This is a genomic window from Faecousia sp. (genome assembly GCF_048519415.1).
Lineage (GTDB): Bacteria > Bacillota > Clostridia > Oscillospirales > Oscillospiraceae > JAZOXB01.
Genome location: NZ_DBFZUT010000070.1, coordinates 1 through 26,291, shown reverse-complemented (window position 1 = coordinate 26,291; position 26,291 = coordinate 1). Strand labels below are relative to the sequence as shown.

Annotated in this window: 25 protein-coding genes; 12 read left to right on the top strand and 13 right to left on the bottom strand. The window is 62.5% G+C overall.

The annotated features are described in order from the left end of the window. Positions 1–99: 99 nt before the first annotated feature. Positions 100–1,080, top strand: a complete 981-nt coding sequence (locus ACMKFF_RS07545; protein ID WP_419496550.1) for a M23 family metallopeptidase — start codon at positions 100–102, stop codon at positions 1,078–1,080. Here the strand turns inward: ACMKFF_RS07545 and ACMKFF_RS07540 are convergent. Further along, entirely contained in the window at positions 1,058–1,714 is a 657-nt protein-coding gene (locus ACMKFF_RS07540) for an HD domain-containing protein (protein WP_349134419.1), read from the bottom strand. The genes ACMKFF_RS07545 and ACMKFF_RS07540 overlap by 23 nt on opposite strands. 185 nt (positions 1,715–1,899) lie before the next feature. Here ACMKFF_RS07540 and ACMKFF_RS07535 point away from each other — a divergent pair, with 185 nt between their 5' ends. Beyond that, positions 1,900–3,939: a zinc-ribbon domain-containing protein gene (locus tag ACMKFF_RS07535; protein ID WP_419496549.1), complete on the top strand. Its 2,040-nt coding sequence runs from the start codon at positions 1,900–1,902 to the stop codon at positions 3,937–3,939. Between the two features lie 650 nt (positions 3,940–4,589). Next, the gene (locus ACMKFF_RS07530) at positions 4,590–5,240 is read left to right on the top strand and encodes a hypothetical protein (protein WP_419496548.1); all 651 of its coding nucleotides are present in this window, start codon (positions 4,590–4,592) and stop codon (positions 5,238–5,240) included. A 204-nt stretch (positions 5,241–5,444) separates the two neighbouring features. On the opposite strand, the gene ACMKFF_RS07525 is transcribed toward ACMKFF_RS07530, so the two are convergent. The 5 genes from ACMKFF_RS07525 to ACMKFF_RS07505 form a co-directional block, all read right to left on the bottom strand. Continuing rightward, a complete protein-coding gene (locus ACMKFF_RS07525) occupies positions 5,445–6,623 on the bottom strand; it encodes a DHHW family protein (RefSeq protein ID WP_419496547.1) in 1,179 nt (392 codons plus the stop codon). 15 nt (positions 6,624–6,638) lie between these two features. Beyond that, positions 6,639–8,039 carry an MBOAT family O-acyltransferase gene (locus ACMKFF_RS07520; protein ID WP_419496546.1) on the bottom strand — a complete coding sequence of 467 codons (1,401 nt, stop codon included), beginning with the start codon at positions 8,037–8,039 and terminating at the stop codon, positions 6,639–6,641. Positions 8,040–8,051: 12 nt separating this feature from the next. Then, positions 8,052–8,537: a DUF4358 domain-containing protein gene (locus ACMKFF_RS07515; RefSeq protein WP_418487045.1), complete on the bottom strand. Its 486-nt coding sequence runs from the start codon at positions 8,535–8,537 to the stop codon at positions 8,052–8,054. Beyond that, positions 8,512–9,375 carry an SGNH/GDSL hydrolase family protein gene (locus ACMKFF_RS07510; RefSeq protein ID WP_349135401.1) on the bottom strand — a complete coding sequence of 288 codons (864 nt, stop codon included), beginning with the start codon at positions 9,373–9,375 and terminating at the stop codon, positions 8,512–8,514. The genes ACMKFF_RS07515 and ACMKFF_RS07510 overlap by 26 nt, the downstream gene beginning before the upstream one ends. A 124-nt stretch (positions 9,376–9,499) precedes the next feature. After that, positions 9,500–9,769, bottom strand: coding sequence for a DUF1294 domain-containing protein (locus ACMKFF_RS07505; protein ID WP_419496545.1), 270 nt, complete (start codon positions 9,767–9,769; stop codon positions 9,500–9,502). A gap of 26 nt (positions 9,770–9,795) precedes the next feature. On the opposite strand from ACMKFF_RS07505, the gene ACMKFF_RS07500 reads away from it, so the two are divergent. The 4 genes from ACMKFF_RS07500 (at position 9,796) to ACMKFF_RS07485 (ending at position 12,287) form a co-directional block, all read left to right on the top strand. Then, positions 9,796–10,308 carry a hypothetical protein gene (locus tag ACMKFF_RS07500; RefSeq protein ID WP_419496544.1) on the top strand — a complete coding sequence of 171 codons (513 nt, stop codon included), beginning with the start codon at positions 9,796–9,798 and terminating at the stop codon, positions 10,306–10,308. Positions 10,309–10,413: 105 nt separating this feature from the next. Further along, a complete protein-coding gene (locus tag ACMKFF_RS07495) occupies positions 10,414–10,809 on the top strand; it encodes a hypothetical protein (protein WP_349135398.1) in 396 nt (131 codons plus the stop codon). A 16-nt stretch (positions 10,810–10,825) separates the two neighbouring features. Continuing rightward, entirely contained in the window at positions 10,826–11,251 is a 426-nt protein-coding gene (locus ACMKFF_RS07490) for a GtrA family protein (protein ID WP_419496543.1), read from the top strand. Positions 11,252–11,588: 337 nt separating this feature from the next. Continuing rightward, positions 11,589–12,287 carry a phosphatase PAP2 family protein gene (locus ACMKFF_RS07485; RefSeq protein ID WP_349135396.1) on the top strand — a complete coding sequence of 233 codons (699 nt, stop codon included), beginning with the start codon at positions 11,589–11,591 and terminating at the stop codon, positions 12,285–12,287. A gap of 329 nt (positions 12,288–12,616) precedes the next feature. Here ACMKFF_RS07485 and ACMKFF_RS07480 read toward each other — a convergent pair whose 3' ends face one another. Further along, complete coding sequence (locus tag ACMKFF_RS07480; RefSeq protein WP_419496542.1) at positions 12,617–13,903, bottom strand: Ig-like domain-containing protein; 1,287 nt, start codon at positions 13,901–13,903, stop codon at positions 12,617–12,619. Positions 13,904–14,089: 186 nt separating this feature from the next. On the opposite strand from ACMKFF_RS07480, the gene ACMKFF_RS07475 reads away from it, so the two are divergent. From ACMKFF_RS07475 to ACMKFF_RS07455, 5 genes are all read left to right on the top strand, one after another. Further along, a complete protein-coding gene (locus ACMKFF_RS07475) occupies positions 14,090–17,083 on the top strand; it encodes a fibronectin type III domain-containing protein (RefSeq protein ID WP_419496541.1) in 2,994 nt (997 codons plus the stop codon). A gap of 260 nt (positions 17,084–17,343) precedes the next feature. Then, positions 17,344–17,610: an OadG family protein gene (locus tag ACMKFF_RS07470; protein WP_367926703.1), complete on the top strand. Its 267-nt coding sequence runs from the start codon at positions 17,344–17,346 to the stop codon at positions 17,608–17,610. A 29-nt stretch (positions 17,611–17,639) separates the two neighbouring features. After that, positions 17,640–17,960 (top strand): acetyl-CoA carboxylase biotin carboxyl carrier protein subunit, encoded by a 321-nt coding sequence (locus ACMKFF_RS07465; protein WP_419496540.1) that lies wholly within the window; start codon positions 17,640–17,642, stop codon positions 17,958–17,960. Between the two features lie 265 nt (positions 17,961–18,225). Continuing rightward, on the top strand, positions 18,226–19,377 hold the full coding sequence (locus ACMKFF_RS07460; RefSeq protein WP_417324309.1) for a sodium ion-translocating decarboxylase subunit beta: 1,152 nt from the start codon (positions 18,226–18,228) through the stop codon (positions 19,375–19,377). An 18-nt stretch (positions 19,378–19,395) separates the two neighbouring features. Next, positions 19,396–20,823: an oxaloacetate decarboxylase subunit alpha gene (locus ACMKFF_RS07455; RefSeq protein ID WP_418465175.1), complete on the top strand. Its 1,428-nt coding sequence runs from the start codon at positions 19,396–19,398 to the stop codon at positions 20,821–20,823. Between the two features lie 310 nt (positions 20,824–21,133). On the opposite strand, the gene ACMKFF_RS07450 is transcribed toward ACMKFF_RS07455, so the two are convergent. From ACMKFF_RS07450 to ACMKFF_RS07425, 6 genes are all read right to left on the bottom strand, one after another. Continuing rightward, positions 21,134–22,258, bottom strand: a complete 1,125-nt coding sequence (locus ACMKFF_RS07450; protein WP_419496539.1) for a metallophosphoesterase — start codon at positions 22,256–22,258, stop codon at positions 21,134–21,136. Further along, the gene (gene bsh / locus ACMKFF_RS07445; RefSeq protein ID WP_419496538.1) at positions 22,255–23,244 is read right to left on the bottom strand and encodes a choloylglycine hydrolase; all 990 of its coding nucleotides are present in this window, start codon (positions 23,242–23,244) and stop codon (positions 22,255–22,257) included. Before bsh ends, ACMKFF_RS07450 begins: the two co-directional genes overlap by 4 nt. 58 nt (positions 23,245–23,302) lie before the next feature. Then, entirely contained in the window at positions 23,303–24,061 is a 759-nt protein-coding gene (locus ACMKFF_RS07440; RefSeq protein ID WP_419496537.1) for an anti-sigma factor family protein, read from the bottom strand. Next, complete coding sequence (locus ACMKFF_RS07435) at positions 24,051–24,677, bottom strand: RNA polymerase sigma factor (protein WP_418468945.1); 627 nt, start codon at positions 24,675–24,677, stop codon at positions 24,051–24,053. The genes ACMKFF_RS07440 and ACMKFF_RS07435 overlap by 11 nt, the downstream gene beginning before the upstream one ends. Next, positions 24,674–25,633 carry a tRNA dihydrouridine synthase DusB gene (gene dusB, locus ACMKFF_RS07430; protein WP_417324295.1) on the bottom strand — a complete coding sequence of 320 codons (960 nt, stop codon included), beginning with the start codon at positions 25,631–25,633 and terminating at the stop codon, positions 24,674–24,676. The genes ACMKFF_RS07435 and dusB overlap by 4 nt, the downstream gene beginning before the upstream one ends. Positions 25,634–25,943: 310 nt before the next feature. Next, positions 25,944–26,204: a translation initiation factor 2 gene (locus ACMKFF_RS07425; protein ID WP_419496536.1), complete on the bottom strand. Its 261-nt coding sequence runs from the start codon at positions 26,202–26,204 to the stop codon at positions 25,944–25,946. Between the last annotated feature and the right edge of the window lie 87 nt (positions 26,205–26,291).

The window sequence follows — 26,291 nt, the reverse complement described above, 5'->3', positions numbered from 1 at the left end:
GCCACAGGCGGGCTTCTGGTTTCTGCCATTTGATCGGCGGCCTGTTTTTCGGCATAAAACGACCACCTCCCCGGCAGAATAACCGGAGAGGTGGTGCAGATGAAAAAAGTGCTGATCGCGATCCTGCTGCTGGGCCTGCTGCCGCATGCGTCGGCGGACTACATTCACTGGGTGGACTTCCGACTCAGTGCGCCGGTGCTCCGCAGCGCGCTGGAGCTGGACATGGCCTCGCAGGGCGGGGAGCAGCCCCTTGACTGGATCGATATTCTGGCGCTGGCCGCGGCATGGCGCGGCGGAACGGGTGTGACTGTGGCGGACACACAGCGGGCGGCGCAGATCCTGCGCGGCGATACGCCGCCGGAGCGGCTGCCCGGCATGGCGGGGCGCTGTTTTTCCTATTACCGCGCGGCCTACGGCGCGGCGCTCGGCGGGCTGGTCGGGCATTTTGCCATCCGGCGGACGGATCCGCAAACCGGCGAAGCGGAGTGGATCCCGGCCTACGGCCTCAAGGCGTTCTCGCCCATTGCGGCGGGCTATCCCTGGTCGCATTACCCGGACTTCGGAGCGCAGCGCAGCTATGGCTATGCACGGCCGCATCTCGGCAACGACATCCTCGGTGCGCTCGGCACGCCCATCTGCGCGGTGGAGGGCGGCACGGTCGAGGCGCTCGGCTGGAACCGCTACGGCGGCTGGCGCATCGGCATCCGCTCCGACGACCGGAAGCGCTATTATTACTATGCCCATCTTCGCAAAGACACGCCCTATGCCGAGGGACTTGCCGTCGGGCAGCGGGTGCAGGCGGGGGACGTCATCGGCTTTATGGGCCGCACGGGCTATTCTGCGCAGGAGAACGTCAACAATATCGAGACGGTGCACCTGCATTTCGGCCTGCAGCTGATCTTCGACGAGTCGCAGAAGGAGTGCGACAGCGAGATCTGGATCGACGTCTATCCCATTATCGAGCTGCTTGCCTCGCATTGCAGCAGCGTGGCCCGCGACCCGCAGACCGGGAGGTGGGAGCGGCTGTATCCCTACTGCGATCTGGATGCGGAGCCGCTCAGATCAGCTGCTGCTCGTTGATGATGAGCTTGAACTGCAGGCCGAGCTTTTCGGCCGCCTTGCGGCAGAGGATCATGCGCTGCATGAAAATTTCAAAATAGTCCATGACGGAGCCGAAGTGCGTGTCGACCGTCAGCTTCAGCTTGACGAGCGTGCGGTCCTCGTTGATCTTCAGCGTGGACTTTTTTACGGAGTAATTCACGCGGTCGTGGATGTCGAACGTCGTCGTGTCCTGATTGCGCACGCGGCTGCGGCGCACATCGGCCTTGTCCGCGAGGATGAGGGCGGCCGCGACGGCGTTGACCGGCACGCCGGTGCCCTCGTCGTGGTTGCCGATGGCTGTGACGATCGTCGCGACGTCCTCGGCCCCGAAGCCGAGCGACGTCAGGATCTGGAACGCCATGACGGCGCCGCTCTGCGAGTGTTCGATGCGGTTGACCAGATTGCCGATGTCGTGCAGATAGCCTGCGATCTTTGCCAGCTCGACGGTGTGGGCGTCGTAGCCGAGCGTTTCGAGCAGATAGCCCGCCATAGCCGCCACATGCGTCACATGGGCAAAGCTGTGCTCCGTGTAGCCCAGCGCCACGAGCGATTCGTCCGCCTTGGAAATATAGGCGCGGATCGTTTCATTTTTTTCGATCTCTTCAAAAGTCATAAGTCATACCTTCTTCCTGTTATCTCTGTCAGTATAGCAGCTTTTCCGGCCGGAATCAACGAAGTTTGTGTTAAAAATTCACAGATATTGATGCGCAAAACCGGGAACTTGCTTGACAGGCCCATCGTCTCATGATAGGATGAGAATGTTAACAAACCGTTATTTCGACAGAGAAAGGGAAAATTATGAAGTATTGTCATAACTGCGGCGCGCCGCTTGTCGATGACGTGCGCTTCTGCACCGCCTGCGGCAGCCCGCTCGACCCGCCGGAAACGGAACCGGCGATGCCCGAGTCGGCCGTAATGCCCGAAATGCCGGAGCCTGCGCCGGAAATGCCGGTCATGCCCGGAGAGGACCTGCCGCCGGAGCCGCCGAAAAAGCGCAAAAAGCGGATCTGGCTCTGGATCCTGCTCCCGGTCGTTGTGCTGGCGCTGGCCGCCGGAGCGCTGTATTACTTCCTCGTGTGGAATGCGCCCGAGGCCCGTGTGCAGCGCGCGTGGCAGAAGACTGCCGCTGCCCTCGAGACGGAGGTCGGCCGTCCGGAGAAGCTGATGGCCTTTGCCGAGACGCTGCGGGGCCCGCTGAGCGAGCAGCGCGCGCTGACGGCCTCGCTCACGTTCGAATCCGACGGCGAAACGCTCGCTGCCGAGATCTATTCGCAGCGCGACAATGCGGTGCGCCGCCTCGGCGGCACGGCCGAGCTGACCATGCCGTGGGGGGAGGGGACGCTGCCTATTTCGTTCTACGGTGATGCGGAGGAGCTGCAGCTCACGCTGCCCGGCATCACGGACGAGGTCTACAGCATCCCGGCGCACGGCGTTGCCGAGGCCTATGCCGATTCCGCCCTCGGCGAAATGCTGGGGGAGCTCGGCTCGGTGGAGGACCTTGATCTGTTCCCGGAGGAGACCGCCAGAGACCCGGCCCTGTCTGCTGATCTGCAGGATAAGCTCCGAACCTTCGGCGACAGCCTGAAGGTCACGAAGGCCGGGACGTCCGTCCTGACGCTCGACGGGCGCAGCGTGCCGGTCACGAATTACGACATCGATTTCAGCAAAAAGCAGCTCACGCGCCTGTGCAGAGCCTTCTGCGATGCCTATGAGATCGATTTCACCGTCAATATGGGCGTGAAGATGAGCACGGATACCGTGATCGGCGAGCTGATCGACAGCGTGCGCACGCCGCTGCACGTCTCGGTGGACGGCGACGGCATGGTCCGCGCGTGGGAGATGACGACCCGCGAATCCGGGACGGACATCACGATTCGCATCCAGCTTGCCGGAGAGGAGAACCCGTGGAGCCGCATCGAGGTCTGGACGGCCGAGGACGATGCGGAGCCGGAGGTCCTGTTTGTCTGCGGCCTTACCGGTCAGAATGGCCTTCTGACGCTCGCCGTCGGCGACGAGACCGGCAGCTATGGCCTGCAGCTCGTGCTGGATGACGCGGCGCAGAGCCTGACGGCGCGCCTGTCAATGGATTACGGTGCCGAGCAGATCGACCTGCTTACGGTAAGCTATGGCACCGCGGACGGCGGCGCGCAGCTTACGGCGACGCTTGACCTGACGGAGCAGCAGGGCCTGCTCGGAACGCTTGCAATGCACTGGACAGCGCTCGAGACGCAGCCCGAGGCCCTTTCGGACAGCCCCGTCGGCCTGTTCGACCTCTCCGAGGACGAGCTGACGGCGCTGGAGAAGCGCATCGGCGCACAGATCGCGCGGCTTCTCTACGGGGAAGACATGACGACGGGAGAGACGGATGCGGTACTTACCGGGACCTGGAAAATGCAGGTCGATCTGACGCCGAACCTGCTCGATGCGCTCAACGATGCGCTCGGCCTGGATCTGCAGATGGATGATCCCACGGTGATGACGATGCTCGTCACGTTCGAGGAGGACGGCAGTTATCACATGGACTATGACGCAAAGGCGCTCCGGGAAGAGCTCAATGCGCTGGAGGACGCGCTGTGTGAGAAGTATCCCGTTCAGGAGGCGATGCTGAAACAGGCTTTTGCCGGTTTGCAGCTCGATGTGGACGGCTCATCCGGGACCTATACGGCCTCGAACGGCATCCTCTACCTGACGCAGAGCGGGGAGGACTGGGAGGATATCCTCTACTATTCCGTGGAGGACAACAAGCTCTATCTGACGCCGCCGCAGGACGAGGAAAGCGGCGACTGGGGCGGAATGTTCGGCTCGGAATACCCGATGGTGTTCGAGCGCGTGGACTGAGGAGCAACGACTGCGCGCACCCTGTAGGGGAGCGGACAGCCGGACCCGGCACTGCTCCGACGCAAGAAGCGGGCTATCGTCAAAACGGTAAACACTCTCGATTTGTCATTGCGAGGCCCCAGCGGGGCCGTGGCAATCTCGGGAAGGCACTGCCGATGCGAACCAGCTGCCGATAAAATGGTATGCACCAATTGCGTCTGTAGCGGCGCTCATTGAGCGCCTATGGCAGCTGCAAATTTGGAGGCATGCCCGGCGATCGAGTAAGGCTCCCAGATTTGTCATTGCGAGGAGGCCAACGGCCGACGTGGCAATCTCGGGAAGGCAGTTACGTTTTCGCCATAGCCTACCTGTTATCCACCATGGTACTGCGAGATTCCCACGTCGCTTCGCTCCTCGGAATGACACGTCAGGGGAGTGCCACGGTGCACCAGTGCTCTTCTGCATTTGAATAGCCCCTTACAGGGCGCTCACTGAGCGCCGCTACATTGGCTTGTGCGCTCGGCGGAGTGCCACCAAACCTGCAGTCTGCAAGGCGCTCGCTGAGCGCCGCTACAGACGCAATCGGTTGGTGGGCTTCCACGATACCCATTACGGCCTGCAAGTGCCTGCCGCGAGTGCCAACCACGCCTTTGGAAACGGAGGTATCCTTCATGAAAAAAGCGATCCCGATTTTACTGATCGTATTTCTCTGCCTGCTTGTCGCTTTTTCCGCTGTCTGCGAATACCGGCAGCAGCACCCGGTGCCGGAGGAGATGCTGGTTTCGTTTGAGAGTCACGGAAAGTGTTGGTTCAAGAATGCAGAGGGAGAGACGCTGGAGTGCGAAGGTACGAATTACAGCGGAGATATGCAGGTCATAGATGCGTCGATCGGTGGTTTCAGCGCTTCATATTTTTCTCTGACAGTTCCATACAGCAAAAGGCTCGAGGCTTCCCTTGAGAATGCAGGTCCGGATTCTTTCATCAGCGTCGGCAGCGATCTGGGCGGGTGGGCCGTACTCGGGAGTGGGGTCCAAAGGACCATATTTACCGACTCTGGCGTTGAGACCACGGGCGAGAATATGGAATACAGCGTACGGTTTTTTTCCATCGAAGAGTTCTATCTGGAGGTGACCGGCAGTGGGGAAAGCCATATCCGCTGTGTGCGGAAAGGCGGGAAGCTGTATCTCACTGCGCAGGACGCGGCGTTTACCGTGGAGTTTAAAAGCTTTCTCGAAGAAGGGTCAATGGACTCTATGGATTTCTCTGCCGGAGAGACCTGCACCATCCGCATCCGCGACGGCGGTATGGAGTTCGTGCGCTAGATCGGAAACGGCCCCCAGATTGTCATTGCGAGGCCCCAGCTGGGCCGTGGCAATCTCGGGAAGGCAGTTACGTTTTTGACGTCAACCCGCGCGGCTCGGCAGTGCCGCGCCGGGCCTGACAGCCGTACTCCTGCAAGCGAAATTGCAGAACATGTTAAAAAACAGGGCGTGCAGCTTTCGAGCTGCACGCCCTTCGCGGTTTCTTCAGTTCTCCGAGACATTCAGCACATCGGCCAGCGAGGTATCCTCAAAATAGGTATTTGCGTTATAGAGGAACAGCACGTCCGTGACCTGCTCGCGGGAGATGACGGACTCGACATTGTCATAATAATACCGCGGATCGATGAGAATGATGTGGTCGTAATAGGGATAGAGGAACTGCATGAGGCAGTTGGCATAGGAGTCCTTGAACAGCAGCAGCGTCTTGCCGGTTTCGGCCGTCGTATAGACGTCCACGCGGGGGTAGTTGCCGCCGAAGAACACGGTGTATTTGTCCTTCTGGTCCAGCGCGCTGCGGTCGTAGATCGTGGCGGACGTCTCTGCGGCATCGCCGTAGGAAACGTAGTATTCCACGTCCGTCTGCGGGACATACAGCTCCACGGTGTCATAGGCGGCGTGGCTGCCGCTGCGGGAGGCCAGCGTGCCCTCGAACGTGGTGGAGACGGTATAGGTGTCGTAATTCCGGATGGGCTGCGAGATGCCGAGCTGGGCTGCCATGGCCTCAAAGGCATAGCGCGCGCCGAGGCTCGTCCAGTGGTGGTCCGTGCGGTAATAGAGCTGCTCGTCCGTGTGAGCGGAAAGTGCAGCCGAGACGTCAAGGTACGAGATGCTCTGCAGGCTGCCCGCCAGCGCAGTCAGGTCGGCGCTCTGGTCGCGGACCGGCGCATTTTTTGGGAGCTTGTCCGCCAGAATGCACGCGGCGTTCGGAATGACGGCCATGTTCAGCCGCAGGTCCGTGTGGCGCGCGGCAAAGGCGTTGATGGCCTCCACATTGCGGCTGTCCTGCGGCGGATCGGCGGGCGGCTCCATGAGATAGTCGCCGCTGCAGAGGTAGACGCCGTTGGATTCCTTTTGCCCCGTGAGCTTCAGGAAGCGGAGCCGCAGCGCGATCCAGAAATCGCGGCCGGCGAACTGATCGGCCGTGTAGGACTCCAGATCGGAAAACCAGCTGCCGTCCTTCACGGCGGACCAGCTCAGCTTCGGGAACTGGGCCAGCTTGCGGTTCTCGCTGTCGGAATAGGTGCGGTCCGGGGTGAGCAGGCTGCCGAGCGTCAGGCAGAGAATGGTCCCGAGCAGGATGACGCTCATAAGAAGGCCCTGCTGCAGCCGGGCGCGCTGGTAGGCAAGCCGCCGGGAGCGGCGCGGATTTCTGTGTTCTTCCAAAACCATCGCCTCCGATCAGAACTGGAAATACAGGAAGGTGGAATAGGTGTCGTTCATCATCAGGGCGATGCACAACAGCAGCAGCGCCAGGAACAGCACCACGGAGAAGGCCTGCCAGGCCTTGCTGCGGCGCAGCAGATTGGTGCCCACATGCGAGACGACGGGGAACGAGCCGATCGCGCCCACGAGCAGCAGGGGCCAGCAGCCTGCCAGATAATACTTCGCCGTGGCGTCGACGAGCGCACTGCCGCTGCCGAACATCCGCCCGATCCAGCCGAAGGCCGCAGCGGGCGAGGACGAGAAGAAGAACACCCAGCCGATGAGCACGAGCAGCAGCGTCAGCACATGGCGCAGCAGGCCGGGCAGGTGCTCCAGCGCGCGCCGCAGCACGAACTTTTCGAGGAGGAGCAGTATGCCGTAATAAACGCCCCAGAGTAGGAACGTCCAGTTTGCGCCGTGCCAGATGCCGGTCAGAAGCCAGACGAGCAGCAGGTTCGCGATGGTGCGTACCGTCCCGGCGCGGCTGCCGCCGCAGGGAATATAGACATAGTCGCGGAACCACGCGCCGAGCGAGATATGCCAGCGCCGCCAGAATTCCGTGATGCTCTGCGAGACATAGGGATAGTCAAAATTCTTGCCGAAGCGGAAGCCGAACATCGAGGCAAGGCCGATGGCCATGTCCGAATAGCCGCTGAAGTCAAAGTAGAGCATCAGCGCATAGCACACCGCGCCGAGCCACGCGCTCAGCGTGGAAAGCTGCGTCATCGGCAGGGCGGAGAGCGCATAGAACGTCGTGCCGAGCGTATTGGCCAGCAGGACCTTTTTTGCAAGGCCGATGAGGAACAGACGCGCGCCCGAGCCGAAGCCCTCGCGCGTGACGGGGTGGTCGCGCAGCTGCGGCTCCATCTCGGCATACTGCACGATGGGGCCGGAGACGAGTTTCGGGAAGAACGTGACATACAGGCTGAAGTCCAGCACATTGCGCGCAGCGGGCGCGCGGTCGCGGTAGACGTCGAACAGATAGGACAGCAGCGAGAACGTGAAGAACGACACGCCGATGGGCATCGGCAGCTCCCGGGCGCGCAGCGCCGTGCCGAGCAGGGCGTTGAGATTGTCCACAAGGAAGCCGTAGTATTTGAAGAAGCCCAGCAACAGAAGATTCACAAGCACGGACGAGACGAGCACGAACCGCCCGCTCCGGCCGCGCGCTTTCTGAAGCGCCAGCTCACGGCCCGCAAAATAGTGGAACGCGATGTCCAGCACCATGAGGACGAGGTATTCCGGCGTCCCCCAGGCGAAGAACACGAGGCTGCACACAACGAGGGCGGCATTTTTCAGCTGCTTCGGCAGCACAAAATACAGGATGAGGCTGACGGGCAGGAATACGAACGGGAAGACGAGTGTACTGAATGCCATAGCTTCCCCTCCTTACAGCGCGCCGCGGAACGCCTGCTGCACGGCAGCGGCGTCCTTATGGACGACGAACAGAACGTAGTTGCCCCGGATATCCAGAATGGAATGATTCGTCAGCAGGTCATACTGCTCCAGGCCGTAGCCGTCGAAGCTGGTCTTCTGCGTTTCGAGCCGGGCCTCCACGGCGGCGCGGACAGCCTCCTGCTGCGACGTATCGCGCAGCTTGAGCAGCAGAAGCTCCTCGGCCTCCATGTTTGTCTGCGGGTAATAGAGCAGGCAGCCGTCAAAATCGGACGGATTCAGGCCGTACAGGCGCTTGACCATCTGCACGCTGCCCTCCTGCAGGGCGCTCAGGTCGACGCTCGCCGTGACGGCGGAGGCCACATCCTCAAAGGCGGCCGAGCTGACCGGCTCCTGCCGGAAGCTCACCACGAGGAACACGACGGCAAGCCCTGCGCACAGCCAGCGCAGCAGCTCAAGCAGGATCGTTTTCTGTTTCATTTGTCGCATCCTCCGCTTCTGCAGGGCTGTCCAGCCCGGCAAGGATCAGATTGGCAGCCCAATAGGGGTAGAATTCCGGGCGGACGTGGATGCCGTCCGGCTGCCAGAGGTCGGCATAGGTCTGACAGATCTCGGTATTATCCGCAAAGGGAATGCCGTTTTCGGCGCAGGCCGCGCCGACGGCCTCGCTCCATTCGGGGATATTGCGCCATTTCGAGCTCTTCTCAAAAGCAGGGTCCTGCGCGGGCAGGATGGAGCTGACGACGACCGTCACGCCGGGCAGGGCCTCCTTCAGGTCGGCGACGACCTGCAGCAGCTCCGCGACATACTCCTCCTTTGTGTCCCAATAGCCAATGCTGATGTCGTTCAGACCGTAGCACAGGTAGACATAGTCCGGCTGCAGGGCGCGGATGTCGTCCATGTGCGCGGCAACGTCGCGGATGGTGTTTCCGCCGTCCGCCAGCACGCGGCTCTTTTCCAGAAAATCGAAGTAATAGAAGCCGACGGCGCGGGAATCGCCGAGGATGACGTAGCTGTCGAACATGGACCAGATGTCCAGCTCACCGCTCGTGATCTTTGCAACGAGGGCATCGCGCTCCTCCTTCTTCTGCTGGGCCAGCAGCTCCGCGCGGCGCTGCTTCTCCCGCTCGCGCAGCGTTTCGGCGATGGCGGAGGCGTCCTTTGCGGCCGCGCTGTCCAGATAGGCCGTGCCAGCGGCGACGGCCGCGCCCTCCTTCGGGGCGGCGGGCATACTGCCGAGCACCCATACCGTGAGAAGTACGGCGCACAGCAGCGTCAGGATCCACGGCATCAGACCGCGGCTTTGTCTTTGTTTCATGCTCTCTGCTCCTGTTCAGCGGCTGCGCCCGGAGAGCACAGCCAGAGTAATTATATTCTATCGTATAGACGGATATTTTGCAACCGAAATCCCGTATATAAGACGGCAGTGCGTGCCGGATGTTTCACAGCCAGAGCTGGACCGCTGCGCCAAGCAGGAGCTGCACGGCCAGCATTACGGGCATGCCGACGGAAAAATGGCGGTGGAGCGTTTTGTGGCGGAACAGCTGCATGGCGAGAACACCGCCGAGCGCGCCCCCGGCCGCCGCCCAGCTGAGCAGCACGCGCTCGGGGATACGCCTGCGGCGGCAGCGGGCGAGATGCTTATCCCATCCCATAAGAAAAAACGTGACGGCACTCATGAGAAGCAGCCAGCACACATAGTATTTCAGCATCAGGATCATCCTTTCGGAGGTGGAATATGAAACGGATTCCATGCATTGCAATTGTCTGCCTGATTTTAACATTGAGCGGCTGCGCTGTCAAGAGCGCAGCGGATGCGGAGACGGTCTGTGACCCCGGCTCCGGCCCGGAGCCGCCGCAGTTCTGCCTGACGGCCGAGCTCCCGTCAGAGCTGCAGCGCTCGGCGGAGGACTCCGCAGAGGGACGCAGCGTCTATACGCGCGCGGACGGGGCCTATGAGGTCGTCATCGAGACGGCAGCCGGGGCGCCCGATGCGGTGCTGCGGCAGCTGACGGGCCGAGAGACGGCTGCGCTGGACCCGGTCTATCTGGCCTGGCCGCAGGCAGATCAGTACCAGTTCGCGTGGACGGGCGCGGACGACGAGGGAGAGCTTGCCTGCTGCGGCACGCTGCTCTATGACGGCACGACGTGCTACACTCTGACCATCCGCTGCGCGGCAGAGCTGGAGAAGAACTATCATGCCGAGTTTGCCCGCATTCTGGCACACACAAGGCTGACGGACGCCGCATGACCGGCCTGCGATTCTTTTTTGCTTGCGTTTTCCCGGCCTTTGCGGTATGATAGGGCATACGGTCCGCAGAATGCGCGCCGATTTTTGTTGTTGGAGGCGCTGCCTGTGAGATCTGTTTCCTGTTTTCTGGCCATTGTCCTGGCCACCTTCCTGCTGTGCGCCTGCGGCGCGAAGGACGAGCCGAGAGCCTCAGTCGAGTCCGTCGTGCAGGAGAACTGGCCGCAGTTTTCCGATGCCGAATATGACGAGACGGCCGGAACGCTCCGCCTGACGCAGGAGAGCACCATGACCTATGCCTCCGCGCAGAAGTTCGGCGGTGAGGTCTACAAGGACGACCTGTCGCTCGAGAGCTACCTCGATATCGTCGGCGTCATTTCCTATGATGTCCGCAGTGCCTGCGGCCTGCAGGAGCTGACGGTCACGCTCGAGGGCGTCAGCAGCGACGGACAGACGATTTACACCGTCAGCAGCGATGGAACGATCACGTCCTGTTGGCAATAAAGAAAGAAGAATCCGTATGAAAGAAAAGCTCCGAATGCTGTTTGACGAAAAACTGTGGAAGTTCCTGCTCGTGGGCGTGCTCAACACGCTCGTTGGCAACGGCCTGATGTTCCTGCTGTATAACCTTGCCGGGTTTTCCTACTGGCCGGCGACGGGCCTGAGCTATGCGCTTGCAAGCGTGATGAGCTATTTCCTCAACCGGTATTTCACGTTCAAATATCAGGGCAGCGGCTGGGGGACGGCCCTGCGCTTCGCGCTGAATATCGCCGTGTGCTACGGCCTTGCCTATGGCCTTGCCAAGCCGCTCGTGCGGCTGATCTTCTCCGGCCTGTCGAAGAAATGGGCGGAGAATCTGGCCATGCTGGCGGGCATGGGCCTCTTTGTGGTGTTCAACTACTTCGGCCAGCGCTTTTTTGCCTTCCGCGAGAAGAAGGCGGAGTAAGGAACGCTGGTGGAGGGAGCCAGCAGATTCCCGGGCATTCCCACCGGCCGCACGCGTTATGTAGGGGAGGGGCATGCCCCTCCCGGCGCTGTACTGTCGACTTGTGTAGGCTCTCGTTAAAATAGGGATGACTCCCGAATTGTCATTGCGAGGAGGCGCAGCCGACGTGGCAATCTCGCAGTGCTTGGTTGGATAACAGGGTACTCCCGGCGAAAACGCAACTGCCTACCCGAGATCGCCGCGTCAGGTGGTGCGGCAGTGGATCAGTGCCCTTCTGCGGTTGACTTTATCCCGGCGGTTTGCTATAATCTCCCTATTCTGTTCTGGAGGTGGTAGCTTGCTGCGCAGACTCCTGCATAAGATCGTCCCGCCGGAAAACAGCCTTCCGCTTGCCATCACGGGCCTGATGAACCTCATCGCGTTCAGCGGCCCGAAGCTGCTGCAGGTCCTGGGTTGGAGCCTTCCCATGCACGATATGACGGCGGCCTTCGACCGTGCGTTCCCGTTTTCCCCGGTCTGGGTCTTCGTCTATGTCGCGGCGTTCCCGTTCTGGATCTATCAGTATTCCGTCGTGGCCAAGGAGAGCCGCTCTCTGTGCTATCGCCTTGTGGCGGCCGATTTTGCGGCCAAGGTGATCTGTCTCCTGTTTTTCGTCCTGCTGCCGACGCACAATGTCCGCCCATCGCTGGAAACGGGCGGCTTTACGGGCTGGGCCATGCGGACGATCTGGCTGCTGGACACGCCGACAAATCTGTTCCCCTCCATCCACTGCTTTGTCTCGTGGCTCGGCACACGCTATATCTATGAGTGCCGCAGTCTCCGCCATCGCGGCCTGACGTGCACGCTGTGCACCGTCGGCTCCGTGCTCGTGTTCCTTGCGACGATGTTCACAAAGCAGCATGTGTTCTACGATGTCATTAGCGGCGTGGCTGTGGCTGAGATTGGCTGGCTTGTCGCGCGCTATACCGGATTACCGCGTCTGTTCGAGCGCCTGAACGGGCGCTTCCTCCGCACAAAACTTGCCCAAATGATCTGAGGCAGCGCTGCACGATTGCATCTCGCTGAATTGTGAGGTGTTGCCTTGCCGTCTCCGCGTCAATAAGAGCGCAAAAAGCGAAAGAAGCCCGCTGCGGTCCCGCAGCGGGCGAATATTTTAATTCCGGAAATACGATCCGTCCTGCCGGGCAGGGCGCGGCATGCGTGCTCCGCAAGCAGCGTGCTGCCTTCGCCGCAGCAGCCCGGTTCAAGCGCCGCAGAGGGCGGCTGCGCGGCGGAACGCGGCGTCATGCGCTCCGCACTTCCACCCATAGAATAGCATACGGCGGCGTACCGTACCAGCACGCCGCCGTAAATTCTTTGTTAAATTTACTTTACACGGATGATGCACTCGAAGCTCTCGCCGTAGTAGGTGACGGTCACGCGCGGGACGCCGCTGGCCTTGCCCGTGATCTTCGAGCCGTCTGCCGTGCAGACGGTCGTGTCCTTCACACTGTAGCTTGCGCCTTCGACGCGCTCGTCGTTTTCATCGAGCAGCCGCAGGTTGAAGCTCTCGCCTACGCTGAGCGTGACGTCCGTCAGGGAGAGGTGATAGCCGCCCTCGGCTGTGTCCTCGAAGCTGCAGCGCACGATGAGCTCGGCCGTCTTGCCGCCCACGTCGGCGATGATGGTCGTTACGCCGGGGCCTTTGGCCGTGACAAGGCCGTCCTCGTCCACGATGGCGACCTTCTCGTCCTTGCTCGACCACTTCACGGCCTTCCCGGCGGGCAGGTTCGTGACCTTGACGCGGAGCGTCTCGTTGTGCAGGCTCATGGTCACGTCGCTGTAGTTCAGCTCCGGCTTGAAGCTGGCGGCGGTTGTCGGCTCGCTCGGCTCCGTGGCGTCCGTATCCGGCTCCGTGGAGGCGTCCGTGGGACTGCCGCTGAAATCGCAGGTGACGGCACAGGTCATTTTCCGTTCGCCGCACGTCACGGTGATCGTGGCCTGCCCCTCGCCGACGGCGACGATCTGGGCCAGTACCTCGGTCTGGTCGTAGTCCGGCGCGCTCACAACGGGGTCGCCGGAGATGCGGACGATGCTCTCATCCGAGCTCTTGAACGACACGGGCTGCTCGCAGCTTGCGTTGATGGCGACCTGCAGCTGCAGCGTCTCGTCCGCGGCGGAGAACCTCAGATGATCGGGCGTCAAATTCAGGAAGGTGCAGGAGGAATCGTCCTGCGCGGCGGCCGTCTCGCTCGGCGTGGTCGCCCGGAGCACATCCTCCAGGCCGGGCCACCAGCCGATCATGTCGCCGATGAAGAACAGCACGACGAGCACGGCCATCGTCAAAAAGACCACGGCGGCGCGCAGATAGCCGCGCGGGATGCCGCCCTGCGTCTCGGGTGCCTTGGAGCTGCGCTGCTTCTGCGGAACGCGGCGGCGCTCCTCCAGCCGGGCCTGACGGTCCTCCTCACGCCTAGCACGCTGCGCATCCTGCTGCGCGCGCTGCTCCTCCTGCTGGGTGCGGCGGCGGGCTTTGCGCTCCTCCTCGGTCAGGCGGCGGCGCGGCGCGGCGGGCGCGGCCTCGGCGCGGGTGGTGCTGCCACAGAGCGGGCACTTTTCGCGCGAACCGTCGTAGATCGTGCCACAGTAGTCACAAACAACTTTATTTTCCATATCTCAACGCATATCGTGCTATGCTTGGTCTCCTTTCCTCCGGCATACGACAGGAATCGCCTCCGCCGGTTTTTCCTATCATACCATTTTCCGAAGAATATGACAAGAATGTTCTTGCATTTTTTGCAAAAATATCATAGTATATACTAGAAATAATTTGAGTTCTTGATTTAGGAGGCGAACCCGATGTCCGAACTGAAACTTGTCTCCCCTCTGCTGGATCAGATGTCCGTTGAGGAGGAGATCGCCGGGCACAATGGCTGTACCTGCTACGCCCTCCGCCACGTCCAGTCGGGCGAGCGCTTTGTCGTAAAGCGGATCTCCGTCCCCGCGTCTGACCTGCAGGTGCGGGCGCTGATCCTCTCCGGCGCTTACCCGGATGACGCCGCCGTCCATGCCTATTACGGCAGTGTTGCCGAGGATATCAAAAACGAGCTCGACACCGGCATGCGTCTGGCAGAGAACGGCTATTTTGCGGGCGCGAGCTCTTACCAGATCGAGCCGAAGGAGAGCGGCATCGGCTACGATGTCTATATCCTCTATCCGCGCATGGTCTCGCTGCGCGCCTTCCTCGACCACAGCGCCATGACCGGCCTGCGCGCCGTGAACCTCGGCATCGACCTGTGCGACGCGCTCACGGCCTGCCGCGATGCGGGCTATCTGTTTGAAAACCTCAAGCCGGAGAACGTGTTCCTCACGCAGTCCGGGCGGTTCCTGCTCGGGGACCTCGGCCTTGCGCCGCTGGAGGACCTGCAGTATGCCTCGGTGCCGGAGAATTACCTCGGTCCGTATTCCGCGCCGGAGCTTTCCGCCATCACGGCGTCCCCAAACCCCACGATCGACCTGTATGCCGTCGGCATGCTGCTCTACCGCATCTACAACGGCAACCACGGCCCGTTTGAAGACGAGGCCACGGGCGAGGCCATGGCGGACAAGCTCCGCCTGACCGGCAAGGCCATGCCGACACCGATCTATGCCGATTATGAGCTGGCTGCCATCATCCTGAAGACCTGCGCTCCGCGTCCGGAGGACCGCTTCCAGACCCCGGCGGAGCTGAAGCAGGCGCTGGTCTATTATATGCAGCGCAACGAGGTGTCGGACACGCTCATCGTGCCGCCCATCGTCACGCCGGAGGCGCCGCTCGCGCCCGAGGCGGAGACGGACGGGGAGGACGCGCCTGCCCGCATGACGGACGCGGAGCAGCTCGACGAGAAGTTCCGCACGAGCTTTGCCCCGGACCTTTCCGGCGCGGGCACGGAAAAGGACATCGATCCCGATGCCGTGCCGGACGCACCGAAGCCGGAGCAGAAGGCCGAAGAAAAGCCGCAGCCGCCTGCCGAGCCAGAAAAACCGGCGGAGCCGGTCAAGGAGGCAGAGCCGGTCAAAGATACCGAGCCGGAAGCGGACGAGCCTGCAGAAGAGACCGGACCGGCGGAGGAAGCCGGACCTGCCCCGGCAGAGCCGGAGGACGAGGACCCGGATCAGATGGACCTCGACGCTTTCCTCGCCTCGGTGAATGCGGCCGTCGGCGACGTACCGCCGCAGACGGAGGAACCGGAGCAGGAAGCGTCCCCGGACGAGCCTGACCGGCCCGCCGAGCCGGAGGCGACCTATGTCGATAACGACGCGGAGAGCACACTCCCGCCCGAACCGGTGAAAAAGCCGAAGAAAAAGCGCCGTGCCGTCACGATCGGCATCGTGACTGCGCTCGTCGTCCTGCTGGGCGCGGCGGCGTGGTTCCTGCTTTCGTATTACTTTGTGCGGGCCGATGCCCTGCGCGTCGTGCGCTGCACGACGGAGGAGCTGACGGTCGCGCTGGAGAGCGGCGACAAGGCGGCGGACTTCCGCCTGACCTGCTCCGACATGTATGGCAATTCCTATCCCGCCACGGCGGCCGACGGTCAGTATGTCTTCACCGGCCTGTCGGAAAACACGCAGTATACCATCACCGTCACGGCGGCCGACGGCCACCGCCTGAGCAGCCGCGGCGTCAGCACCCTCTCCGTCACGACGCCGGAGGCCACGGAGATCACGGATCTGACCGCCTCGCTCGGCGATGCCGACGGCAGCGTGGTGCTGAGCTTCAGCGCCAACGGCCCGACGCCTGCCCAGTGGACCGTGTCCTATGCGGCGGGCGACGGCCAAAAGCAGTCGCAGCAGTTCACCGGCAATACCGTCACGGTCACCGGCCTGACGCTGCAGCAGAATTACACGTTCACGCTCGAGGGAACGGATACCGTCTTCCTCACCGGCACGACGACGACGGAGTTCACGCCCATCCCCGTTGTGCAGGTCGATAAGCTGAATGTCAGCAGCATCGAGGGAAACACCGTCACCGTGACATGGGAGACGGGCGAAAACATTCCCGCAGGCTGGACGGTCACCTGCGAGGCACGTCAGTTCACGACGGTCACGCAGACCGTCACGGAGAGCAGCTGCGTCTTTGAGCTGCCCGACCTCAAGCGCGATTATACCTTCACCGTCTCGGCCGAGGGTATGCCCGCGCCCGCCGTGCTCACGCTGCCCGCCAACCCGCTCGTTGTGACGGGTCTGCAGGCCACGGCCAATGAGGACGGCACCATCACCGCCTCGTGGCAGACGGCCTCCGGTGCGCCCGCCGGCGGCTGGTATGTGACCTACGGCGTGCCGACGAGCAATCACGAGCCGCGTCTGCAGGAGTGCACGGAAAACTCCGTCACGCTCAAGGGCCTCATCCCCGATGCGGATTACACGATCTCCCTGACGCCTGCAGACGGTGCGGATGTGTTCGGTACCGTCGAGGCCAGCGCCAAAACGCCGTCCGGCGGCCGCTTCGACCGCTACGGCGCAACGCCCTCCACGACCTATATTTCCCTGTGGGAGACGCCGGCGGAGGTCAACTGGGATTACCGCTCCCTGACGACGTCCAAGACCTCCTTCTCAGCGGATGAGGACATCGCTCTGTGCCTGGAGCTGACGCGCAAGGAGGACTCCGACGACGAGATCACCCTGCTTTATGTCATTCGCAATGCCAACGGCGAGCCAGTGAGCGATGCCTCGGCGCAGCTCACCTGGGACCAGATGTGGCATGAGCGCCGCCATACCAGCACGATCCCGAATCCGGGCGCGGCAGGGGAGTACACGCTGGAGGTCTATGTGAACCGCCAGCTGCTGAAATCCATCGATTTCGCGATCTCCTGATTCTCTTTCGTTAACTATCCGGCCGGAGCAGGAAACCCCGGCCGGGAGTACAAGGCAACACCGCATCGTTCCCCTTCGGCCTTCGCCGGACATTTTTCGCCGCTCCATCGGTTCGAAACGCTTGAGGTGCACAAAGCACATCTGCACATTTCGAACCTCGGCTCGACAAAAAATCTCTCGCCGAATGCTCTTGCTGAATTGTGCGGCGCTGCTCTAAATCAAATAAGACGGCTCTGCCGTCCAAAGCGAGGAGGCAAATAATGCAAAACTGGTTTGTTGTAGTCATGGGACTGGTGACGGTGTTCGTCGTCCTGATCCTCATCATCGGACTGTGCTGGCTGCTGGGTCTGGCATGCCGCGGCAGCTCGAAGAAGGAGGAACTGCAGGCCGCTGCCGCTGCTGCGCCTGCTCAGGAAAGCAGCATTCCCAACCGCGCAGAGTTCCTTGCCGCCGTTTCGGCAGCCATTGCCGAGGCAAGCGGTACGGATGCATCTGCGATCCGCATTCTTTCCGTCAAGAAGCTGTAAAAACATATTGAGAAAGGTGAACAAGAAGTATGAAAAAGTATCGTGTGAACGTCAACGGCTCCCTCTATGAGATCGAGATCGAAGAAATGGCTGCTCCCGCGAAGATGAGCGCCGCCGCTCCCGCTCCTGCCGGTGCAGGCGCTCAGGTCAAGGCTCCGATGCCCGGCACCATTCTGGATGTCAAGGTCCAGGCCGGTCAGTCCGTGAAGAAGGGCGACGTTCTCGTCATTCTGGAAGCCATGAAGATGGAGAACGAGATCTGCGCTCCCTCCGACGGCAAGATCACCGGTGTGAACGTCCGCAAGGGCGACTCCGTCGAGACTCAGGCTCTCCTCTGCACCATCGCGTAAGCGGGTAAGGAGATGCCGTATGTTCAAGAAAAAGAATAAGAACCTGCACCGCGCGCTCATTGCGCTCATGGTGCTGGGGCTTCTGGTGTGCCTGTGCTTCACCCTCGCCTCCGCCGCCACCGCTGAGCCGGACTCCTCGTCAGCCGCGGAGACCACCGCTGTAGAGGAGCAGGGCGCACAGTCCAATACGGAAGCAATGACGAATTTCCTGAATCAGGCTGGCATCGCCACCCTGATCCACAATGCGGACTGGAAATCGATCGTCATGATCCTCATTTCCTTCGTCCTAATGTATCTGGCCATCGGTAAGGGCTTTGAGCCGCTGCTGCTCCTGCCGATCGCCTTCGGTATGCTGCTGACGAACCTGCCCGGCGCAGGTATGTTCCACTCCGAGATTTTTGAGGGCGGTCATATCCACTGGGACCTCATCAAGAACGGCGTCACGCTCTCGAATGGTGCGAATGAAGCCGCCGGCCTCATCGACATCCTCTACCTCGGCGTAAAGCTGGGTATCTACCCCTGCCTGATCTTCATCGGTGTCGGCGCCATGACGGACTTCGGCCCGCTGATCGCCAACCCGAAGAGCCTGCTGCTCGGCGCTGCCGCACAGCTCGGTATTTTCATCGCCTATCTCGGCGCGCTCGGCCTGAGCAAGCTGGGTATCCCGGGCCTTGAGTTCACGCAGAAGATGGCTGCCTCCATCGGCATCATCGGCGGCGCGGACGGCCCCACCGCAATCTATGTCACGTCCCGGCTGGCCTCCGAGCTGCTCGGCCCGATCGCCATTGCCGCTTATTCCTACATGGCGCTCGTCCCGGTCATCCAGCCGCCCATCATGCGCGGCCTGACCACGAAGAAGGAGCGCATGATCCGCATGGACGCCCTGCGTACGGTTTCCAAGAAGGAAAAGATCGTTTTCCCGATTGCCGTCACCGCGTTCGTCGCTCTGCTCGTTCCGAGCGCAGCTCCGCTGGTCGGCAGCCTGATGCTCGGCAACCTGTTCCGTGAGTGCGGCGTGGTCGACCGTCTGTCCAAGACCGCGCAGAACGAGCTCATGAACATCGTCGTCATTTTCCTCGGCGTCTCCGTCGGCGCTACGGCGAAGGCAGAGTCCTTCCTCAGCCCGATGACGCTCGGCATCCTCGCCATGGGCATTGTCGCCTTCATGTGCGGCACGGCCGGCGGCGTCCTGCTTGCCAAGTTCATGAACATTTTCCTGCCGGAAGGCAAGAAGATCAACCCGCTCATCGGCTCTGCCGGTGTGTCCGCCGTTCCGATGGCCGCGCGTGTCTCCCAGAAGGAAGGCCAGCGCGAGGATCCCAGCAACTTCCTGCTCATGCACGCCATGGGCCCGAATGTCGCCGGTGTCATCGGCTCCGCCGTCGCCGCGGGCGTGTTCATCGCCCTGTTCGGCTGATAAGGAGGTATGTCCGTTATGGAAAAGAAGAATCCGCTGCGAATTACAGAAACCATCCTCCGCGACGCGCACCAGTCTCAGGCTGCCACGCGTATGCGCATCGAGGATATGCTCCCTGCCTGCGAGCTCCTGGACAATATGGGCTACTGGTCGCTGGAGTGCTGGGGCGGTGCGACGTTTGACGTCTGCATGCGCTTCCTGAACGAGGACCCGTGGGAGCGCCTGCGCACCCTGAAGGCCCACATGCCCAAGACGAAGCTGCAGATGCTCTTCCGCGGCCAGAACATCCTGGGCTACAAGCACTATGCCGACGATGTCGTCGAGGAATTCTGCCAGAAGTCCATCGAAAACGGCATCGACGTCGTCCGCGTGTTCGACGCGCTGAACGACATCCGCAACCTGCGCAAGGCTGTTGAGTCCGTGAAGAAGTACGGCGGCTGGGCCGAGGTCGCGCTGAGCTACACCGTCAGCCCCGTGCATAACGACGATTACTTTGTCGGCCTCGCCAAGGACCTCGAGAAGATGGGCGCAGATTCCATCTGCATCAAGGATATGGCGAACCTGCTGCTGCCGCTGCACGCCTATGACCTCGTGCGCAAGCTGAAGGACAGCGTCTCCGTGCCCATCCACCTGCACACGCACAACACGGCCGGTACCGGCGACATGGTCAACCTCATGGCCTGTCAGGCCGGTGTGGACATCGTGGACTGCGCGCTGTCTCCGCTTGCCAACGGCACGTCCCAGCCCGCAACCGAGTCCCTCGTGGCGACGCTGCAGGGCTCCGACCGCGACACCGGGCTGGACCTTGCCAAGCTGAACGAGGCTGCCACGCACTTCCGCAAGGTCGCCGACAAGCTGAAGAAGGAAGGCTTCCTCGATCCGAAGGTCCTGCAGGTCGATACGAAGGCCCTGATGTATCAGGTCCCCGGCGGCATGCTCTCGAACATGCTCGGCCAGCTCAAGCAGGCAGGCCAGGAGGATCGCTATTACGACGTGCTGGCCGAGGTGCCCCGCGTCCGCAAGGACTTCGGCTATCCTCCGCTCGTCACCCCGACGAGCCAGATCGTCGGCACGCAGGCCGTTATGAACATCGTCGCCGGTGAGCGCTACAAGATGGTCCCGAAGGAATCCAAGGGCCTGCTCCGCGGCGAGTACGGCAAGCTGCCGGGCAAGGTGAATGAGGAAGTCCGCCGCAAGTGCATCGGCGATGACAAGGTCATCACCTGCCGCCCGGCTGACCTGCTCAAGCCGGAGCTGGCGCAGTACCGCGAGGAGTCCAAGGACATCGCCCGCTGCGAGGAGGACGTTCTGTCCTACGCCCTGTTCCCGCAGGTCGCGCGCAAGTTCATGGAAGCCCGCAACAACCCGAAGCCCGCAGAGCCCGAGAAGAAGGCCGCCGATCCCAATGCGGTCCGCGAGCTCTATGTCGAGGACCTCGGCAGATAAGCCAACAAACAGCAAAGGACCCTCCCGCCGCCCGGCGGGAGGGTTTGTTTATGTCGTCGCAAGAGAGCCGGTTGGCTGCCGGTACTACCCTGATGTGTCATTGCGAGGAGCGAAGCGACGTGGCAATCTCGGGGAGGAAGTTGCGTTTTCGCCGATGGCTTTCTCACGATTCAACCGGGTACGGCGAGATTGCCACGGCCCCTTTGGGGCCTCGCAATGACAAATCTGAGGGCATTGCGCCATTGAATTCATGCCGCAAATATTGCCAGCCTGCATGGCGCTCAGGGAGCGCCGCTACAGGCTGCCGTATTTATGTCCCCTGAATTTCGATGATCACATATTCCGACCGGCAGCCGGTCTTGAACAGGATGGCCCAGTCCGAAATGCCGGACGTGACGAGGAAGTCCGTATCCCCGCGCCGCTCCTGTCCGTAGACGGCGTCGTCGCCATGCAGGTGGAACCAGCGGATGAGCTGCACAAGGGGGATGAGCTGCCCGCCGTGGGTGTGGCCGGAGAGCACGAGATCGACGCCTGAAGCCGCCTCGGCATCATAGTCATGCGGCTGATGGTCCAGCACGATGGAGTAGCGCGCCGTATCCAGCCCCCGTGTCAGCTCAGCCATGGATGCGCGGCCGCCGCCGAGGCCCAGCTCCTCTGAGGCGTCCTGACGGCCGATGAGCCAGAAGGCATCGCCGATCGGCACGATCTCGTCCTCCAGCACATGCACGCCGTTTGCCGTCAGTTCAGCGGCGAGGTCGTCGCCCGTGAAGCCGCGGGTGCACTTGCTGTCATACAGGCCCTTGTCATGATTGCCGAAGACGTAGTAGACCGGCATATCCAGCTGCCCGAGCGCCCTGCAGGCGGCGAGCATGTCTTCCTTCTCCGTATCCTCGTCGACAAAGTCGCCCGCGATTACGAGCAGGTCGGGCTTCTGCGCCGCGATGCGGTCCAGCTCGCGGGCAAAGCCGTCTGCGTGGAACGTGGTGCCCATGTGGGAATCGGCGAGCAGCGCGACGCGGAGCGTGCCAACAGGCTTGTCCGTATGAATGATATAGTTTGTCTGCCAGACATGGTGCGCCTGCACCCAGCCCGCCGAAAGATAGGCGGCCGTGAGCAGCAGGGCCGTGAGCCCGGCATAATACCGCCGCCACGGCTTGCCGTGCAGCCGCTTCAGCAGGGCGAACAGCGCGTCGCTCAGCAGCCAGAACAGCGCCAGATGGAGCAGGCAGATGATGGCGTTCATATAGCCCCACGCCAGCCAGATCGCGGCGGAAGGAAGCAGCACAGCCAGCGCGGAGATCACCCAGCTCCAGCCGCGCCTGCCGCGGGCCAGCGCCAGCGAGAAACGGAAGCGATGCACGCGCGAGACAAGGTAAAACAGTGCTGCGCACCCGGCCAGCACCAGACCGATCAGGATCAGAAGCCTGGGGATCATGTGCCCGCGCCCCCGTTCTGCATGAGAATGTCCTCCGCCGTCAGCATGGGGTACCGGCGCAGCGCCGTGCCGTCCAGCGGCTCGCGGTGCAGGTCGACGGCCGTGATGCGGCGGTTGCCGTAGGTCGTGTAGTAATAGATGCCGCGCGCGGCATTCCAGCACGAGGTGTAGATCGTGCGCTCAAATTCTCCCGGTGCGACCTCACAGCAGCCGCGCGTCTGCGAGACCGTCTCCATGATGTGGAAAAACTGCCCGACGCAGTCGGCCTCGCTCTCGCCGCAGACGGAGTGGAGCTTCGTGAAGGCGGCGCGCACGAAGCGCGAGCCGGAGGACAGGTCGCCCGGCAGACCGAGCGCACCCATGCCGCGGCTGTAGGCCTGCAGCGGCACGTCCGGCGCAAAGGTATTCTCCGGCTGTCTCGGCGACAGATGCATATAGTTGTTCAGCGCGAAGAGCTGCTGCGGGAACGGTGGGTTATTCGTCAGCACGCCGACGGGATTTTCGTAGATCTGCAGCCCCTCGGCAGTCGGCTCCAGCGTGAGGGCGCCGGTCGCGTCCGCGAGCAGCCAGTGCAGCTGGGCGGCAGGGAAGTGCGCACTGAACGGCGTTCCCATCAGGTTGACGGCCTGCAGCAGCTGCCGGGCCTCCGCCAGCGTGGCGCACTGCCGCAGCAGCCACGGAATGAATTCGAACTGCGCCACGTTCTGCCGCCCGTCCTGCGGCGCGGCATAGCGGGCGTTGCCGACAAAGTTCAGCCCGGCAATGCCGAGGCCTTTTTCGTTTACAGCATCGTAATACAGCGGATAGCCGTCCGCCACATGGGCCGTGCCGAGGATGGCATAGCCCTGCTCCGAGCCGCCGCCGTGGCGGAAGCGGAGCGGGAACCGGCGGGGGAGTACCACAAGCTCCTCCCCGTAGGATGCCTCGTAATCCAGCGAGCGGCCCATATAGAGCTCACGCGGCTGATAGGTGATCGCAGTGCACATAATACCTCCTGATAATATGATACCGCTGCAGAGCAATCCGTTCTGCAGCGGTATCGGTTCAATCCTCTGCGGCCAGCAGAATGATGCATTCCGCTGCCTCCTTCACCGGAGCGGAGAGCGTGAAGGCGTAGATCCCGCTGCAGTCTGCCAGAAGCTTTGGCAGCGCTTCCGCCGGCAGGCGATATGCGGCGCGGACGTCCTCCGGCCAAAGCCCGGCCGTCTCGCTCCAGCTGACGCGCTCCTCCTCGGACAGCAGCTCGCTGCTCTCCGGCAGAACGTCGGCGTGCGCGCCCTTCAGCACGACGAGCACCGGCTCTGCCGCCTTGCCATACACGGTCTCTGCACCGTCCGTATCCGCTGCCATGCACTCGGGCGCCTCAACACCGGATGTTGCGGCATCGTGGTAAAATGACGTGACATTGCCGCTGTATCCCATCACGACGTCGCCGTGCGCGGCAGTAGCGGCAGTATCGTTGGCCTTCTGCTGCGCAAAGCCCTTCAGTGGACCGAGCAGAGTGAAGACGACCAGCGCGGCAGCGGCAAGGCCTGTGGCAAGCCCGCCCCAGTAGGCGCGGCGCGGCTTTTTGACCGGCCGCTGCGGTGTTTTGGCGGCGGCTGCCAGAATGGAGGCTGTCAGCCCGGCGGGCGGGACGGCAGTGTCTGCCCGCAGCAGACGGTCGCCGCGTTCGAAGGCCTGCAGCCGTGCGCGGCAGTTTGCACACTGCGCCAGATGCGCCTGCAGCCGCTGCTCTTCCTCCGGCGAGTTTTCGCCGTCGAGATGTCCGCTCAAAAGTGAAAGATAATCGTTACAGTTCATGGCCCCGACCTCCTTTCTGCGGATTAGACGAGGCGGCGGCCGCTTTGTTCCCGCTCTGGGACAGCTTTTTTCGCAGCTGGTCGCGGGCGCGGGCTAGGCGGGATTTGACCGTTCCCTCCCGCACGCCAAGCACAGCGGCGATGTCCGTATAGCTCAGGTCATTTTCCACGCGCAGCGACAGGATCAGCCGCTGCTCCGGGGCCAGCAGGTCCATGGCGGCCCGCAGCTCCTCCCGCTCCTCGCGCGCAAGCAGCTCCTCCTCCGGCAGCTTGGCCGGGTCGGGTGCATCGAGGGTATATTCCTCCCCGTCGGCGTCCAGCCCGGAGATGGGAACGACCAGGTGGCGGCGCGCAGCACGCAGAAAGTCGATGCAGACGTTGGACGTCAGCCGGAACAGCCAGGTGGACAGGCTGGAATCGGCCTGAAAGCTGCCAAGCCCGCGCCACGCGCGCAGGAAGGCCTCCTGCGTCATGTCGGCGGCATCCTCCGGATTGCCGGTCATGCGCAGCGCGAGCCGGTAGATGGCGGGCTGATGCGTCGTGACGAGCTGCTCAAACGCCGCCATATCGCCGTCGGCTGCCAGCCGGATCATGTGCTTTTCGTCGATGGGGATCACCTCAGATCACGCTTGATCTCTTTTGCCAGACGTTCTATGTCGGAAAAGGCGGAAATGTTGGAGATTTGTTCCTTATAAAATCCGCTGTGCGGCACGCCGCGCAGGTACCATGCAAAATGCTTGCGCGCCTCGAGGCAGGCAATATGCTCGCCCTTGTCCTCGAGCGCCAGTGCGAATTGCTGCAGAGCCGTGTCCACGCGGTCGGCGAGTGGCGGCAGCTCCGGGGGTGTCTTGCCGCGCAGGGCAGCGCGCAGCCGCTCGAAAAGCCACGGGTCGCCGAAGGCGGCGCGTCCCGCCATGAACAGCGAAGCGCCGCTGTGCGCCCGGCAGCGCAGCAGCTGCTCGGGGTCGGAGATATCGCCGTTTGCGATAACGGGGATGGAGACAGCGCGCACGACCTCGCCGATGGCGTCCCAGTCTGCGCGGCCGGAATAGAGCATGGCCTTCGTGCGTCCGTGGACCGTGATGGCGGCTGCACCGTTTTCCTCCGCCGCGCGGGCCAGCGCGACGGCGCTCGGGCAGCTCCGGTCCCAGCCAAGGCGGGTCTTTACGGTCACGGGGACGGAAACGGCGTCCGCCACGGCGCGGATGATGCGCCCGGCCAGCGGGATGTCGCGCATGAGGGCGCTGCCGTCGCCGTTGTTGGCGATCTTCGGCATGGGGCAGCCCATATTGATGTCCAGAAAGTCGCACCCGCTGATGCCGACGGCGATCTGCGCGGCCTCGGCCATCATGGCTGGGTCGTTGCCGAAGATCTGCGCGCCGCACAGCGAGCCCTCGTTCCGGCGGAGCAGGCCGCGGCTCTTGCGGTCCTGATAGACGAGCGCGCGGGAGGAGACCATCTCCGTTACGGTCACGTCCGCGCCATGCTGCGCGCAGACCGTGCGGAAGGCGTAGTCCGTTACGCCGGCCATCGGTGCGAGAAAAAGCGGCGTATCGCCGGAAAACAGCTGCATGGGTCCATCCCTCCTGACCCATACTGTACCATAAAGCGCGAAAAAAAGCAACTCTGCCCGTTCGTCTTTTTGAGCGGGCGGAGAAGCCTCAGGGCAGCGCCGCATCATTGCGTCTTCGGCCTTCGCCGGATATTTTCTGCCGATCCATCGGCTTGAAAAGTTTGAGGTATTGCGCAGCCGTTGGCGGCTTTGCCGCCTTACGGATGCGGCATGCCCCTTGCGGGTACACAAAGTACATCTGCACTTTTCAAGCCTTGTCTCGACAAAAAATCTCTAGCCGAATGCTCTCGCCGAATGATGTGGTGCTGCCTTAAAAAAACAGCACACAGGAGAGCCACGCCAGCCCCACAGATGCCGCGCCCATCGCGGCGTACAGGAGAGCCGGGATGCGGCGGTGCGGGCGTGCGGATGGCGGTGCGGCAGCAAGGCGGCGCGCCTCCTCCAGCAGGGCCTGCTCCGTCACACCGTGCTGCTCGAGCGCCTCCTCGCGCAGCAGAAAAATGGCCTGCTCAAACAGGTCGGACTCCTGCGGCCGCACCACGAGGACCTGCCGCGTCGTTCCCTTGACCATTGCGCTCCCTCCCTTAGCCGGACATTGTCCGGTATCTGGAGAGATTCTACCCGCCCGGAGCAGGTCACAAACGGCTGTCGATAAAAA

Coding starts and splice junctions, on each gene's coding strand:
- ACMKFF_RS07545 (WP_419496550.1), top strand. CDS start 100: ATGAAAAAAGTGCTGATCGCGATCCTGCTGCTGGGCCTGCTGCCGCAT.
- ACMKFF_RS07540 (WP_349134419.1), bottom strand. CDS start 1,714: ATGACTTTTGAAGAGATCGAAAAAAATGAAACGATCCGCGCCTATATT.
- ACMKFF_RS07535 (WP_419496549.1), top strand. CDS start 1,900: ATGAAGTATTGTCATAACTGCGGCGCGCCGCTTGTCGATGACGTGCGC.
- ACMKFF_RS07530 (WP_419496548.1), top strand. CDS start 4,590: ATGAAAAAAGCGATCCCGATTTTACTGATCGTATTTCTCTGCCTGCTT.
- ACMKFF_RS07520 (WP_419496546.1), bottom strand. CDS start 8,039: ATGGCATTCAGTACACTCGTCTTCCCGTTCGTATTCCTGCCCGTCAGC.
- ACMKFF_RS07515 (WP_418487045.1), bottom strand. CDS start 8,537: ATGAAACAGAAAACGATCCTGCTTGAGCTGCTGCGCTGGCTGTGCGCA.
- ACMKFF_RS07510 (WP_349135401.1), bottom strand. CDS start 9,375: ATGAAACAAAGACAAAGCCGCGGTCTGATGCCGTGGATCCTGACGCTG.
- ACMKFF_RS07505 (WP_419496545.1), bottom strand. CDS start 9,769: ATGCTGAAATACTATGTGTGCTGGCTGCTTCTCATGAGTGCCGTCACG.
- ACMKFF_RS07500 (WP_419496544.1), top strand. CDS start 9,796: ATGAAACGGATTCCATGCATTGCAATTGTCTGCCTGATTTTAACATTG.
- ACMKFF_RS07490 (WP_419496543.1), top strand. CDS start 10,826: ATGAAAGAAAAGCTCCGAATGCTGTTTGACGAAAAACTGTGGAAGTTC.
- ACMKFF_RS07480 (WP_419496542.1), bottom strand. CDS start 13,903: ATGGAAAATAAAGTTGTTTGTGACTACTGTGGCACGATCTACGACGGT.
- ACMKFF_RS07475 (WP_419496541.1), top strand. CDS start 14,090: ATGTCCGAACTGAAACTTGTCTCCCCTCTGCTGGATCAGATGTCCGTT.
- ACMKFF_RS07470 (WP_367926703.1), top strand. CDS start 17,344: ATGCAAAACTGGTTTGTTGTAGTCATGGGACTGGTGACGGTGTTCGTC.
- ACMKFF_RS07465 (WP_419496540.1), top strand. CDS start 17,640: ATGAAAAAGTATCGTGTGAACGTCAACGGCTCCCTCTATGAGATCGAG.
- ACMKFF_RS07460 (WP_417324309.1), top strand. CDS start 18,226: ATGATCCTCATTTCCTTCGTCCTAATGTATCTGGCCATCGGTAAGGGC.
- ACMKFF_RS07455 (WP_418465175.1), top strand. CDS start 19,396: ATGGAAAAGAAGAATCCGCTGCGAATTACAGAAACCATCCTCCGCGAC.
- ACMKFF_RS07450 (WP_419496539.1), bottom strand. CDS start 22,258: ATGATCCCCAGGCTTCTGATCCTGATCGGTCTGGTGCTGGCCGGGTGC.
- bsh (WP_419496538.1), bottom strand. CDS start 23,244: ATGTGCACTGCGATCACCTATCAGCCGCGTGAGCTCTATATGGGCCGC.
- ACMKFF_RS07440 (WP_419496537.1), bottom strand. CDS start 24,061: ATGAACTGTAACGATTATCTTTCACTTTTGAGCGGACATCTCGACGGC.
- dusB (WP_417324295.1), bottom strand. CDS start 25,633: ATGCAGCTGTTTTCCGGCGATACGCCGCTTTTTCTCGCACCGATGGCC.
- ACMKFF_RS07425 (WP_419496536.1), bottom strand. CDS start 26,204: ATGGTCAAGGGAACGACGCGGCAGGTCCTCGTGGTGCGGCCGCAGGAG.